Origin of the sequence: Nonomuraea sp. K271, assembly GCF_009908215.1 — a bacterium.
Classification (GTDB): domain Bacteria; phylum Actinomycetota; class Actinomycetes; order Streptosporangiales; family Streptosporangiaceae; genus Nonomuraea; species Nonomuraea longispora.
In genome coordinates this window covers 52618-65558 of record NZ_JAAAHR010000003.1, presented here as the reverse complement: position 1 = coordinate 65558, position 12941 = coordinate 52618, and the positions used below count along the sequence as shown (strand labels likewise).

12 protein-coding genes and 1 pseudogene are annotated in these 12941 nt (G+C 70.7%); 8 read left to right on the top strand and 5 right to left on the bottom strand.

Features of this window, described 5'->3' with window-relative positions; genetic code table 11:
- The first annotated feature begins 8 nt into the window (after window positions 1-8).
- Entirely contained in the window at window positions 9-1874 is a 1866-nt protein-coding gene (locus tag GUY59_RS01690; RefSeq protein ID WP_252374971.1) for a sensor histidine kinase, read from the top strand.
- A gap of 134 nt (window positions 1875-2008) precedes the next feature.
- Window positions 2009-2446 (top strand): ATP-binding protein, encoded by a 438-nt coding sequence (locus tag GUY59_RS01685; protein WP_252374972.1) that lies wholly within the window; start codon window positions 2009-2011, stop codon window positions 2444-2446.
- On the opposite strand, the gene GUY59_RS01680 is transcribed toward GUY59_RS01685, so the two are convergent.
- From GUY59_RS01680 to GUY59_RS01670, 3 genes are all read right to left on the bottom strand, one after another.
- The gene (locus GUY59_RS01680; protein ID WP_138201561.1) at window positions 2430-3071 is read right to left on the bottom strand and encodes a YidC/Oxa1 family membrane protein insertase; all 642 of its coding nucleotides are present in this window, start codon (window positions 3069-3071) and stop codon (window positions 2430-2432) included. The two genes, GUY59_RS01685 and GUY59_RS01680, sit on opposite strands and share 17 nt — an antisense overlap.
- An 84-nt stretch (window positions 3072-3155) precedes the next feature.
- Window positions 3156-3356 carry a DUF6412 domain-containing protein gene (locus GUY59_RS50470; RefSeq protein WP_132328433.1) on the bottom strand — a complete coding sequence of 67 codons (201 nt, stop codon included), beginning with the start codon at window positions 3354-3356 and terminating at the stop codon, window positions 3156-3158.
- 4 nt (window positions 3357-3360) lie between these two features.
- Window positions 3361-3534 carry a hypothetical protein gene (locus GUY59_RS01670; RefSeq protein WP_161714338.1) on the bottom strand — a complete coding sequence of 58 codons (174 nt, stop codon included), beginning with the start codon at window positions 3532-3534 and terminating at the stop codon, window positions 3361-3363.
- Window positions 3535-3628: 94 nt separating this feature from the next.
- Between GUY59_RS01670 and GUY59_RS01665 the strand changes: the two genes are divergently transcribed.
- Both GUY59_RS01665 and GUY59_RS01660 read left to right on the top strand, forming a co-directional pair.
- Complete coding sequence (locus GUY59_RS01665) at window positions 3629-4327, top strand: response regulator transcription factor (protein ID WP_132328431.1); 699 nt, start codon at window positions 3629-3631, stop codon at window positions 4325-4327.
- Complete coding sequence (locus tag GUY59_RS01660) at window positions 4327-5460, top strand: sensor histidine kinase (RefSeq protein WP_201760389.1); 1134 nt, start codon at window positions 4327-4329, stop codon at window positions 5458-5460. Before GUY59_RS01665 ends, GUY59_RS01660 begins: the two co-directional genes overlap by 1 nt.
- A 78-nt stretch (window positions 5461-5538) precedes the next feature.
- Here GUY59_RS01660 and GUY59_RS01655 read toward each other — a convergent pair whose 3' ends face one another.
- Window positions 5539-5820, bottom strand: coding sequence for a hypothetical protein (locus tag GUY59_RS01655; RefSeq protein WP_236666736.1), 282 nt, complete (start codon window positions 5818-5820; stop codon window positions 5539-5541).
- 312 nt (window positions 5821-6132) lie between these two features.
- On the opposite strand from GUY59_RS01655, the gene GUY59_RS01650 reads away from it, so the two are divergent.
- The 3 genes and pseudogenes from GUY59_RS01650 to mptB form a co-directional block, all read left to right on the top strand.
- A complete protein-coding gene (locus GUY59_RS01650; RefSeq protein WP_132328427.1) occupies window positions 6133-6480 on the top strand; it encodes an STAS domain-containing protein in 348 nt (115 codons plus the stop codon).
- A gap of 30 nt (window positions 6481-6510) precedes the next feature.
- A complete protein-coding gene (locus GUY59_RS01645) occupies window positions 6511-7239 on the top strand; it encodes a glycosyltransferase family 2 protein (RefSeq protein WP_138201562.1) in 729 nt (242 codons plus the stop codon).
- A 285-nt stretch (window positions 7240-7524) separates the two neighbouring features.
- Window positions 7525-8526, top strand: a pseudogene (gene mptB / locus GUY59_RS48195) (polyprenol phosphomannose-dependent alpha 1,6 mannosyltransferase MptB); the annotation flags it as partial.
- A gap of 277 nt (window positions 8527-8803) precedes the next feature.
- Here mptB and GUY59_RS48190 read toward each other — a convergent pair.
- Window positions 8804-11359 carry a hypothetical protein gene (locus tag GUY59_RS48190; protein ID WP_236666735.1) on the bottom strand — a complete coding sequence of 852 codons (2556 nt, stop codon included), beginning with the start codon at window positions 11357-11359 and terminating at the stop codon, window positions 8804-8806.
- A gap of 385 nt (window positions 11360-11744) precedes the next feature.
- Between GUY59_RS48190 and GUY59_RS01630 the strand changes: the two genes are divergently transcribed.
- Window positions 11745-12938, top strand: coding sequence for a glycosyltransferase 87 family protein (locus GUY59_RS01630; RefSeq protein WP_138200660.1), 1194 nt, complete (start codon window positions 11745-11747; stop codon window positions 12936-12938).
- Window positions 12939-12941 lie beyond the last annotated feature (3 nt).

Genomic DNA, 12941 nt, shown 5'->3' with positions numbered 1-12941 from the left:
ATGGAGGTGTGGGGGACGAATGGGCCGGTAGTGACGATGAGATCGCGCGTGCGGTGCTCGCCGGTTCGCCCAACGCCGTCGTGGCGCTCGACCGTGACCAGAGCGTGCTGGTCTGGAACGAGGCCGCCGAGCGGCTGTTCGGGTGGACGGCCGAGGACCTGCTCGGGCGGCGGGCGCCGATCGTGCCGGGCGAGCTGACCGCCGAGCTCAACGCCGTGCTGGAGCGCGTACGCACGGGCGAGTCGGTGTCGTTGCGTACCAAACGCCTGCGAAAGGACGGCGTCCTCCTCGACCTCCGGGTGGACATCAGCGCGCTGCGTCTGGGCAACGCCGTGGCCGGATACATCTGCGTGCACCATCCGGCGCGGGCCGACGAGCTGGCCAGGCACCGCATGGCGCGCAGGGAACGTCTCGTGCGCCGGCTGACGGACGTCGTCGGCGACATCAACTCCGAGCTGGAGCTCTCGGCCGTGCTCGACCGGATCTCGGCCAGCCTGACGGAGCTGACCGGCGCGGACGCGGGCGGGTTCGTGCTGATCGAGGGTGACCGGCTGCGCCTGGTCAGCACGTACCAGCTGCCCGAGGCCATCAGGGGCACCACCACCGACCTGCGTACGAGCCTCGTGGACAAGCTGTTACGCACCGGTAAGACCGTCATGCTGGAGACGAACGGGCTCGACGAGCTGGTGTGGGCGCGGCTGGACGGCCTGCACACGATCACCTTGGGTCTGGCCGCCGTCGGCGGGCGCCCGTACGGTGCCCTCTACGCGCTCTTCGCCGGGCGTGTCCCCGGGCATCTCGAACTGGAGCTGCTGGAACTGCTCGCCGGACACGCGGGCATCGCCGTGGGCAACGCCGTCGCCTACCAGGACGCGGTGCGGCAGCGGGCCCACGAGCGGGCCGTCTTCGACGCGAGCGCCGACGGCATCGCCGTGCTCGACGGGGCGGGCCGCGTGGTCCGCTGGAACCCGGCCGCCGCCGCGCTGACCGCATTCTCGGCCGACGACGTCATCGGCGGGCCTCCGCCGTTCCCACTGCCCGAGCCGGGCGAGAAGGTCACGTTCCAGATGGAGACGGGCCGCTGGCTGGACGTGGTGAGCGCGCGGATCGAGGAGACCGGCGAGGTGGTCATCGACTTCCGCGACGTGACCGCGGCCAAGGAGCTGGAGGAGGCCAAGGACCTGTTCCTCGCCACGACCAGCCATGAGCTGCGTACGCCGATCACGATCGTGCGGGGGTTCGCCAGCACGCTTGACTCGCGCTGGGACAAGCTGGGCGATCCCGAGCGCCGCGCGGCCGTGCACACGATCGCCGAGCGGTCCAGGTCGCTCGGGCAGCTCATGGACCACCTGCTGCTGGGCTCCAGGGCGGGGGCGGACGAGCTCAAGGTCCGCATCGAGGAGTTCGACCTGGCCGAGCGGATCCAGGCCGCCACGCTCGGGCTGCCGGTGCTGTCCGACAAGCACCGGGTCGAGGTGAGAGTCCCCGACAAGCTGCCGAACGTGCTGGGCGACGCGCTGGCGACGGACATCGTCCTCGGGCAGTTGCTGGAGAACGCCTTCAAGTACTCGCCCAAAGGCGGGTTGATCGCGGTGGAGGCCTGGCCGGAGTCCGGCAACGTGGTCGTGGTCGTCGACGATGAGGGCGTCGGTATCGCCCCTACTGACCGGGAGCGGATCTTTGAGCGGTTCGTCCAGGTGGACAGCGGCGATCGGAGAAGGTTTGGTGGAGTAGGGCTCGGGCTCTACATCGTCCGCAGCCTCGCGAGGGCACAAGGGGGAGACGTGAGCGCCCATCCGAGACCGGGAGGCGGCACCCGCATGCGGCTCGTTCTGCCCTATCGGATCCGACACACCGATGCGGTAACGAGGTAGTCACAGTTGCGCTGATCTATCGTCCAATGTGTACAAGCTGTGATCGAGATGCGGTTTCTGGGGTCGAGTAACGGGGCATTTCGGTCGTACCGGGGAGTGTTCCCGCGGGGGGCACAGGGAACGGGGAGGTGGGTGTGTCAAGCGTGGTGCTGCTGCCGTACGCGCCGTCCAGCGTCGCCGTCGCCCGCCAGCGTCTGAGCACTGACCTGCGGGACTGTGGGGTCTTCTCCGCGGCGATCGACGACGCGGTGCTCGTGGTGAGCGAACTGCTGAGCAACGCGCTCCGGCACGCGCATCCGCTCCCTTCCGGCATGGTGCGGGTCGCCTGGTTGCGTAACGAGGATCACATCGAGGTGGCGGTGAGCGACGGAGGGGCGGCGACGGAGCCACGCGCCGGCCGCCCGACTCTGTCCTCACTCGGCGGCCGAGGGCTCGGCATCGTCGAATATGTGGCGGAAAGCTGGGGCGTCCGGCACGAGGGCGACACCACGACCGTGTGGGCCATCCTGCCCGCTCCCCACGGCAGCGGCTCGGTGAACGGGCAGGTGGCGACGCTCAGAGAGGCCGGCTAGCGAGCACGGCCCGCTCGCTCACGGCCCACGCCGTGGAGACGAGCATATAGATCCCGGCCGCCAGCGGCAGCACCAGCGCGGCGAGCACGGAGCCGTACGGCAGCAGCGGCATGATCTTCCTCATCAGCTCGGGCTGCTCCTCCGTGATCTTGATCTGCCGGGCCGAGAGCCACGCAACGGCCGCGACCAGCACGATGACCAAGATGAAGACCAAAACCGGGGTGCTGGCCAGACCGTAATGCGCGATCACGCCCGCCACCTGCTGCCCCAGCGGAGCCCCGAACAGGTCATGGCCGGCCAGCGCGGTCGGATGCGTGGCCACCCGGTACATCAGCCACAGGAACGGAAGTTGCGCCAGCATCGGCATGATCCCGGCGAACGGCGAGGTGCCCTCCTTGGCGTAGAGGGCGGAGACCTCCTTCGCCAGCCGCTCGGGATTGCGCTGGTGGCGCTTCTGCAGCGCGCGCAGGCTGGGCGCGAGCCTCTCCTTGATCCTGGTGGTGCGCGCCTGGCGCACGTTGAGCGGCAGCAGCAGGAGTCGTACGGCCAGAGTGAAGAGCACGATGCCGAGCGCGGCATGCCCACCGGACACGGTGATGACGAACGTGACAAGTGAATCGATCATGAGCCCTGTTTTCTACGATGAAGGGAGGAAGGGCTCACCCGGCTCAAGCCTGAGGAGCCCCGCTTGGAAGGAAGCGGGGCATGCCTAGGGCGCGCGTGGACGCGGACGCCCGGCCGCGTCAGGATCGCGCAGACGCTGGAACGCCGTACGGCGCGCGTAGGTCAGCGGGAAACGCCGCGGCTCGCCGCCGAAGGCGGGCAGCAACGTGGCCGCCCACGTGACCAGCAGCAGGACCGCCACCAGGGTGATCCCCACCAGCCACGGGTCGAACAGGAACTGCGTCACCGGCTCAATGTGACCTTGAGGACTTGCCCATCACCGTGACCACGACGAAGACGAGCAGAGCGACCACACCGATGATCAGGGCCACCTTGAGCAGCCCCAGCACCATCGGCAGGAGGAAGTTGAACAACACGAAGAGACCCAGCAAGGTCCCGAGAACCAGCATCACGACTCTACCCATGCAGCAACCGTACGTCCTCATGGCATGATCCGCGACGCTTACGAAGTAATGACGTCCTTGCCGTCTTCGCGGAGTCGGGCCGTACCGTGAAGTGGTGAACAGTCGCATCCTGGTGGTCGACGACGATCCGACCGTCTCCGAGGTCGTTGCCCGCTATCTGGAGCGCGACGGGCACGAGGTCGAATGCGTCGGCGACGGCGTCGAAGCGCTGCGCAGGGCGCTGGCGCACCCGCCGGACCTGATGGTGCTCGACCTGATGCTGCCCAAGATCGACGGGCTGCAGGTGTGCAGGAAGCTCAGGGAACGCTGGCCCGTACCCGTGATCATGCTGACCGCGCTCGGCGAGGAGATCGACCGGGTGGTCGGGCTCGAGACCGGCGCCGACGACTACGTGACCAAGCCGTTCAGCCCGCGCGAGCTGGCCCTGCGCGTCCAGTCGGTGCTGCGCCGCGCCCGCGGCGCCTCCGTCACGGGCGGCACCGGTGTGCTCCGCGATGCCGGCCTGGTGGTCGACGTGGGCGCCCACGAGGTGCGGCTGGAGGACGAGGAGGTCATGCTGACGGCGCGGGAGTTCGACCTGCTGGCCCACCTGATGCGCAACCCTCGCCAGGCGTTCAGCCGGTCCGCGCTGCTCAACCAGGTGTGGGAATGGTCGTTCGGCGACTCCTCCACCGTGACCGTGCATGTGCGGCGGCTGCGCGAGAAGATCGAACCCGACCCCACCAGGCCGCGCAGGATCGTGACCGTGTGGGGGGTCGGCTACCGGTACGAACCCTTGGAAGACGGCTCCTGATGGCTCCGGTGCCCGCCCTGACCCAGCCGGCGGTGGCCGTCGGCGAACTGGCCATGGTCGTCGCGGTCACCGCCGGGCTCGGGCTGCTGATCGCCTCCGCCGGCGTCGCGGTGATGTGGCGGCTGCGCACCCGGTCGATCGGCGTGATGCTGGCCGTGGTCGTGGTCGTCGCCGTGGCGGCCACGCTGGCGGGCGTCGTGGCGATCATCATGAGGATGATCATCGCGGGGGCGGTGAAGGACTTCGTGCTGAGCGTGGTGACCGTGGGCGGGCTCGTGGGGCTCGGGGTCGCGTTCGTGCTGGCCAAGCGGGTGGTCGGGGAGAGCAGACGGCTGGTGGCCGCCGTACGCGAGCCGCCGTTCGTGGCGCCCAAGGGGCTGCCCGCCGAGCTCCAGACGATCGCCAACACCCTGGAGGAGGCGTACGCGCGCGAACGGGCGCTCGAAGGGGCGCGGCGGGAACTGGTGGCGTGGGTGAGCCACGACCTGCGTACGCCGCTGGCCGGGATGCGGGCCATGGCCGAGGCGCTGGAGGACGGCGTGGTCTCCGACCCCGAGACGGTCGCCCGCTACCACGGGCAGATCAAGCAGGAGGTCGAGCGGCTCTCGGCGATGGTGGACGACCTGTTCGAGCTGTCACGCATCCACGCGGGCGCCCTGCGGCTGTCACGGGCCAGGATCGGGCTCGCCGACCTCGTCGCCGACACCCTGGCCGGGGCCGAGCCGCTGGCCCGCGCCAAGGGCGTGGTGCTCACGGCCGAGGCGGCGGACGTCGTGCCCGTGGAGGCCGACGCCGGGGCTCTGGGGCGGGCCCTCGGCAACCTGGTGGTCAACGCCATCCGGCACACGCCGTCCGACCGGACCGTGGTGCTGAGGGCACGCGTGGACGACACGGGCATGGCCTGCCTGTCGGTGACCGACTGCTGCGGAGGCATCCCCGAGGAGGATCTGCCCCGGTTGTTCGAAGTGGCGTTCCGGGGTGAGGCCGCGCGCACCCCCACGGCCGACGGAGGGGCGGGGCTCGGGCTGGCCATCGCGCAGGGGATCGTGGAGGCGCACGACGGAAGGATCGAGGTGGTCAACGACGGGCCGGGGTGCCGGTTCGAGATCCGGCTGCCCCTCGTCGCCGGGTGACCTCTCGGGGTGCGCGGGCGCTTCCTGGCCGGACGCCCGGGCGGTTCCCGTTCGCACGGTCAGGCCGCGTCCGGACATTCAGGCGCTCTCCGGGAGGTCGACGTCGGAGCGTGGGAGCCCGAACGACTCCGACATCGCCCGAAATGTCGGGCAGGGCCAGCGCCACATGCAACTTCTGCACCGCAGGATGGGATGCGCCGTGTCACTCGTGATGCCCCCCGCGTCCCTCGGCTGGTGGAGGTCCAGCAGCCGGAGCCCGAGCTCCGAGAATCTGAGCAGGTCGGCCCGCGCGTCGGCGAGGAAGTCGAGGTCCTCGACCGCGAGCCGGGTGCGGATGGGGACATAGCCTTCGTGGTTCACCAGGCCGCGGAGGCGCCCTGCTTCGTCATCCCATGAGGTGGCCTTCTCTGTGCGGATGAGGATGGTCTCCAGCCGTTCGCGGAGCCCCTGACGCTGAGGATCTTCAGATTTGTCTGCGTTCATCGATCCGGGGGCCCGACAGACGTGCCCCAGCCCCTCCTTCGCCATGACGCGGTTGCCAGTTCCGATGTCACGCTGTCAAGCTTCGCGTACTCTCCGTTTCCATGAAGCCCAAACGGAGGACAAAAACCTGTGGTTGCCCTATCGGCGTGACAACGTGACCGGAAGCCTCCGCGCCGCTAGCCTGCCCATGTGGAGCTCAAGGTCTCGACTCGATCACAGGCCGGGTGCGCGCTCGTCGCCATCACCGGAGAAATCGACCTGTACACGGCGCCCCACCTGCAATCCGAGTTCACTCGGCTGCTGCAGGAGGGGCCAAGCCGGGTGGTCATCGACATGTCCGCCGTGGATTTCTGCGACTCCACGGGGATGAACGTGCTGCTCTCGGCACTCAAGCGCATGAAAGAGCAGGGCGGGGCGCTCGACGTGGCCGCGCCGCGCCCCGCCGTACGCAAGATCCTGCAGGTCACGGGCCTCGACTCGGTGTTCACCGTGTACGACGAGGTGCCGCAGGAGTTCCTCATAGCAGAGGGATCATGACGGATGCCGCGGGTCCGGAGGTGACGTCCCATGGGCGGTGACACGGCGGCCGTCATCCCGGCCGCCAACGAGGCGGACCGCATCGCGGCCACCGTCAGGGCGGCCATGGCGCTGCCCGGCGTCGACCTCGTCGTGGTCGTCGACGACGGCTCGTCCGACCAGACCGGCAGGGTCGCCCGCGCGGCGGGAGCCCGGGTGGTGCGTCACAGCCGCAACAAGGGCAAGGCCGCCGCCATGGAGACGGGTGCGGAGTCCGTACGCCTCCTCGACGAGGACGCCGCTCCCCGCCATCTCCTCTTCCTCGACGCCGACCTGGGCGACACAGCCCAGGCCGCCGCGCCGCTCATCGAGCCCGTACGCGCCGGCGAGGCCGACATGACGATCGCCGTGTTCGCCACCCGGGTGCGGCTCGGCGGCCACGGCTTAGTCGTCCGCCTGTCCAAGGAGGGCATCCGCCGCGCCACCGGCTTCGAGCCCGCCCAGCCGCTCAACGGCCAGCGCTGCCTCACCAGAGCCGCGTTCGAGGCGGCCAGGCCGCTGGCGCACGGGTTCGGCGTGGAGACGGCGCTGACGATCGATCTGCTGCGCAAGGGGTTCCGGGTCACCGAGGTCGAGGTCGACATGGCACACCGCGCCACGGGCACCGACTGGCGGGCACAACTCCACCGGGCGGTCCAGCTTCGCGATGTGGCGCGCGCATTGGCCACGCGGGAGCCACTTGTCAGGCAAAATCTGGACAAAATCCGTTTCAAACGCTGACCATCTCCCGTACGTGAAAGCGTGCCGGTTCGTTTGTCGCCGAGGTGTCCGGTCTCGGACGCGAGAACGCCCCCGGCGTCGTCCACAAGGGAGCGGCCCCGGACGCGGTTGTCCACAGGCCGCCGGCGTCCGTCCGGAGCCACCTTGCGAGTGTGCTGGAATCTTCCGGTGACTTCGCAATCGCCGCACGACAAGGCACGAGGCCGGCTCTGGTGGGCGGCCGCGGCGGCGATCGGCGCCTCGATCCTGCTGACGCTCACCATCGGATTGCTCGGCCCCTCGCCGATGGTCCCCGCATTGACCGGCCCTGCCTGGCAGCCGCCCTACTCCCTCGACGTCCGCCCGGACCCGCATCTCACGATCGTCCTGGCCGCCGCCGCCCTCGTCCTCGGCGGCCTCGGTCTCCTGCTCGCCCTGCCCCTCGCCTGCAGGCTCCCGGCCGCCCGTCCTGACCTCGTGCGATCGGTGGTCCTGATGGGCTGCATGGCGGCGGGGCTGCTGGCGTTCCTGCCCCCGTCCGGTTCCGGCGACCATCTCAACTACGCCGTCTACGGGCGCATGGTCACGCTGGGCATCGACCCCTACGCCCACGGCGCGGCGGATCTGCCCGGCGACCCCATCGCCGGTGCCGTCGAGGAACCGTGGCGGGAGGAGCCGAGCGTTTACGGCCCGGTGGCGACGGCGCTGCAGGCGGTGGCGAGCTGGGTGGGCGGAGACTCGCTCCGGCTGACGATATTCGTGCTGGCCCTGTTGAACGCCGCGGCGTTCATCGTGACGGGCCTGCTCATCGACCGGTTCACCCGGCACGACCCGGCCAGGCGCCTGCGTGCCGCGTTGTTGTGGACGGCCAACCCGCTGCTGCTCTACCAGCTGGTGGCGGGCATGCACGTCGACACCCTCGCCATCGCGTGCATGGTCGCGGCCCTGCTGGCGAGGGAGCGTCCTGCGGGGTCGGGCATCCTGCTCGGCCTCGGCGTGGCGATCAAGGTCAACGCCGGTCTCGTCGCTCTTGGGCCGGCCTGGGAGTTGCGACGGCGACCTGCCCGTCTGGCGGTCATGGCCGGGTGCGCCCTCGCCGTGGTCCTCGCCGGTTACGCGATCGTCGGAACGGCGGCGATCGAGCCGGTGACCCGCACCAGCAAGGCGATCTCGCACGCCTCGTTCTGGAAGCTCGCGCAGGGCTGGCTGCAGTCCGTCGTGGGCACCGGCAGCGCCTACCGGGGAGAGATCCAGGTCGGCTCCCTCCTGGTGCTCGCGCTCATCGCCTGGTTCCTGTTCCGCCTCACCTCAGGCGCGTCGCCCCTTCCCTCCCCGGCCCCCGAGCCCGGTTCTGGGACGGTCCCGGGGGCTCCCGTCGTGGCGATGGTGCTGGTGGTGGCGTACGTGTTCGCGACCCCCTACGTGCTGCCGTGGTACGACGGGCTGGCGCTGGGGCTGCTGGCGCTCGTGGGGGCGTCGGCACTGGACGGCTTCGTGGTCGCACACCTGCTGGTCCTGTCGCTGGCCTACCTGCCCGCCAGGGTGGAGGGCCAGCCACAGGACCTCGAGTGGCTCAGGACGGTGCTCAGGCCTCAGCTCGCGTGGGCGCTGCTGGCCCTGACCGTGGCGCTGCTGGTGTGGGCGTGGCGAGCTGCAGGGCGCGCACACACGCCGCCAGCGTCAGCGGCACCGCGACCGTCAACGCCATAGAGGGGATGGCGATGCCCGAGTCGTTCATGAGGAAGGCGACGAACGCGCACGTGAGCGTGCCGAACAGGCCCGCCCTGAGCACCGGGGCGAGGGCGTACACCTGGCCGAGCGCGGAGGCGCCCCAGCGCGACGGCCGGGCGAGCACCAGGAAGAGGAAGGCCAGCGCGACCACGGTGAGGAGGGTCAGCGACCAGTTTCCGACCGTGACGCCGACCATGGCGGTGAACTTACGCCAGACGACCGTCCACGCCTGGCCGTCGATGATCTGCTGGACGAAACCGCCCAGGTGCGTACGTTGAATCTCGGGCCGCAGCCAGTCGAACACGGCCAGCGTCCCCACGAGCAGCGCCCCCGCCAGGCCCACGAGCGCCAGTCTCAGCGCCGACACGCGCCTGCCCGAAAGGAGGATGAGGAAGACGGCCAGACCCACCACGAAGGCCGGCACACCACCGAAGTCGGCGCCCCACGACGGCCATCCGTCCGCGAAGACCGCCAGCCCTCCATAGACCGCGCACGTCACGACGACCACGACCCTGGCCACCCCCTTGCCGAGGAGCCACTGGGCCACCCCTGCCAGGCCGAGCACGGTGCCGGTGGCGTAGACGGCGAAGGCGATGTTGCTGAAGCCGTAGAACCGTCCGCCGGTGACGGGCTCATAACCGGTCACGGCATTGACCTGGAGCGTGGAGCCGGTCATGACGTCGAGGAGGAGCGCCAGCGAGGTGACGGCGGCGACCACGGTGAGCGGTCCGAGCACGTGCGAACGCCACGGCCCCGCGAAGGCCGCGGCGGTGATCAGGGCGGCGATGGCGACGATCGTCACGATCACCGACACCATCGGGACCGGCAGCGTCCACCACGGCACCAGCTGAGCCAGGAAGGTCGACACGGGAATGGCCCCGCTCACGACCGCGACGGCCTGCACGGCGACGAGCAACGTGGACGCGCTCGCCAGGCCCACGGTCCGGGCGTCCGCCGACGGCGGCACGTCCGAGGCCGCGTCCGGCCTGGTGGGGACGTCCCGCTGTGACCCGGGTGCGGGGGTGTCCGGCGGGGCAGCGGCGGCTTGTGGCGGGTGGTTCTGGTCTGGCTCGGGGCGGGTGGTGCGGTTCGGGCCGTTCTTGGAGCGGCGGCGGAGAGCGAGGGCGGCGAGAACGTAGAAGAGGAGTTGCACCGTCACCAGGACGGTGAAGAAGGGGCCGCGTACGTCGCGGAGCACCTGGCTGGCCAGGTCGGCGTCGGCCAGGTCCATCACCGCGCCGGCCGGGTCGAGTGGGATGGCGCCCTCTGATCGCCACGGGCGGCCGACGATCTCGCGGGTCGCGGGCAGGCCGAGGAGCTGTACGGCGGTGGCGGTGAGGTCGGTGATCGTGACCAGGGAGTCCTGGCGGGTGGAGGTCGCGGTGAGGCGGCCGTGCGGGAACGGCGGGCCACCCGGCGCCGACGGGCCGGTGGCGATGGCCACGTGGAGGTGGGCGTTGGGCGTCACGTCGGAGATGCCCGCTACCAGGACGGAGGTCCCGGCGGGGAGCTTGCCGATCAGGGCGCCGATCTGCCGGTCGGCCCGCGCCACCGCCGTTCTCCTGTCGTCGGCGGGCAGCGGGGTGGGAACGCCGTACTCGTCCAGGGGGCGGGAGGCCCAGGCGGTCGCCAGGTCGGCGGCTTCGAAGACGACGAGATCGTAGGGGGTCAGGTCGGTGACGGAGCCCAGGTCAGGGGCGTAGGTCGGGATATTTCCGGAAGTGTCCGCTGCGGCAAGCGCGGCTCCCGGGCCGATCGCCGCCACCTGCCCGCCGCCCTCCCGTACGAGCCGGCCCAGCGTGCCCAGCCGGGCGTCGAAGCCGGTCTCGCCCTGGTACGCGCTCAACGTGTCCCATCCGGGAATCGTGGCGCCTCGACCTGATGGCCGGGGCCCGGGCGCCGGAGAGCAGCCCTTGCCCGGCGTACCGGCTCGCTGGCCGGCGGAGACGGTCAGCCAGCCCGCCGTGGGGCAGGTGATGCCCCGGTCAGGGGGCGGGACCGTACGCGTGGAGAGCGAGGCGGAGGAGCCTCGGCTGACGAGATCCCACAGGTGGGGCGTCCGTGACCGGTCGACGTCGCTCCACTCGAGGCCGGGCACGCCGACCACGGCCACCCGTCCCTTGACCTCCCGCGCCCCCGCCCTTCCCGTGTGTGCCGTCCGCGTCGCTTCCGTGCTCGCGGTGTGGGTGGTCTCCGCGCGCGTCGCCTGGACCGCCTGTGCCGTCCTCGTGTGCGTCGTCTGCGGGGTCTGCGCGTGCGCCGTCGCGGGGGTGATGGACGCGGCCAGGGTGGTGCCCAGCAGCAACGTCATCACGCGGTGGAACGGACGTCCTGGTCGCACACGCCGCCGGCCGCGTGACTCGTGCCGGCCGTCGTACGGGTCCGGCCTGGCGTCGGCGTCGTTGGGCATGTGCGGGAACTCCAGCGTTCGTTGGGCAAGGGTGTGCGTTCGATCGTAGATGCTGGGCGCAGGCCCCCTATGGTCGTGCGTCGGCCCGTACGCCGCCAGGACGGCGAACGGACGTACCCACCCTGGGCGAACCGGCGGCGGGTGGGGCGTGCCGGGCACGGTACGCTGCTCGGTCATGAGGTCCGTACGTACGTGCCTGCCCAAGAAGGCAGGGCAGGTTCCGGTCGTGCGGCGAGCGACACTCCGTTGACCCTTGACCACATCGAGCCCCGAACCCGAAGCGTCCGCGACCGGCCCGTCACCCGAGCCGGTGATCACGCCTGCGCGCGGGGGAAGCACTGACGGCGCCCCGCGGCGCGGGCGACAGGCCGGGGGAGAAGGTGCGATGACCGACGGCCCGGCGAGCAGGCGGCAGTGGTGGGCCTGGGCGGTCGTGGTGCTCGTGGTCGCGGCGGCCGTGACCCCGCTGGTGCACACGTGGCTCACCAATCCTGACGACCAGCGCCTGGTCGACCTGGACGTCTACCGCACCGGGGGGCAGATGCTCCTCGAGGGCCGGCCGGTGTACGACTACTTCACGCCCGCGCCGCAGCTGCTGCCGTTCACCTACCCGCCGGTCGCGGCGATGCTGGCGGCCGGGCTGGCCGGGATGTCCTGGGGCGTGGCGCAGTGGGTGTGGACGGCCGGGATCTTCGTGGCGCTGGCCGTGACCGTCGGATACGCGTTCAGGGACGCCCTGGACACGTGGCGGAAATACCTGCCGTGGGTGTTCGGCCTGTTCATGGTGGCCTGCGCGTACGTGATGCCCATCAGGGATCAGGTGCGGTTCGGGCAGGTCGACATCCTGCTGGTCGCCCTGTGCCTGGCGGACTGCGTGGCCAGGAGGCCGTGGTGGCCGCGCGGGTTCCTGATCGGGCTCGCGACGGCGGTGAAGCTGACGCCCGGCGTCTTCCTCATCTACCTGCTGGTCACCAGGCAGTGGCGGACGTTTTTCATGGCGTCGTTCGCGGCGGCGGTGCTCACGTTGCTGCCGTTCGGGGTGATCCCGCAGGACGCGGCCGACTTCTGGTTCTCGGCGCTGCTCGATCCCGAACGCCTCGGCGCGAACGCGGCCACCACCAACCAGTCGATCCGCGGCATGCTGATCCGGCTGTACATGCCCGACCTGCTGACGTCGGCGATCTGGCTGGCGATCGTGATCGCGGTCGGCTGGTACGGGTTCCGCGGCGCGAAGGACGCCTATCAGGCGGGAGACACCGTCACGGCGGTTGCGCTCGTCGGGCTGATGGCCGTCCTGCTCTCGCCGGTCGCCTGGATCCACCACCTCGCGTACGTGGTCGTGGTGCTCGGCGCGATCGTCGGCGACGGCCGTGACCCCGTCAGGCTGCGGGTGGCGGCCGGGGTGTGGCTGTACTACGTGGTGCCCGTCCCGTGGTGGGGTGTCTCGCTGAAGGCGGCCGACATCCCAGGGGTCAGCCTGGTGCTCGGGAAGATCGTCCAGAACGGGTTCGGGCTGGGAGCGCTGGCCCTGGTGTGGTTGCTGGCGTCCTGGGTGCCGAAACGCCGGATGGTCGCCTGACCC

Bases quoted from the DNA above. Each gene is read 5' to 3' on its own strand.
- GUY59_RS01680 (WP_138201561.1), bottom strand. From the start codon at position 3,071: ATGATCGATTCACTTGTCACGTTCGTCATCACCGTGTCCGGTGGGCAT.
- GUY59_RS01670 (WP_161714338.1), bottom strand. From the start codon at position 3,534: ATGGGTAGAGTCGTGATGCTGGTTCTCGGGACCTTGCTGGGTCTCTTC.
- GUY59_RS01660 (WP_201760389.1), top strand. From the start codon at position 4,327: ATGGCTCCGGTGCCCGCCCTGACCCAGCCGGCGGTGGCCGTCGGCGAA.
- GUY59_RS01645 (WP_138201562.1), top strand. From the start codon at position 6,511: ATGGGCGGTGACACGGCGGCCGTCATCCCGGCCGCCAACGAGGCGGAC.
- GUY59_RS48190 (WP_236666735.1), bottom strand. From the start codon at position 11,359: ATGCCCAACGACGCCGACGCCAGGCCGGACCCGTACGACGGCCGGCAC.
- GUY59_RS01630 (WP_138200660.1), top strand. From the start codon at position 11,745: ATGACCGACGGCCCGGCGAGCAGGCGGCAGTGGTGGGCCTGGGCGGTC.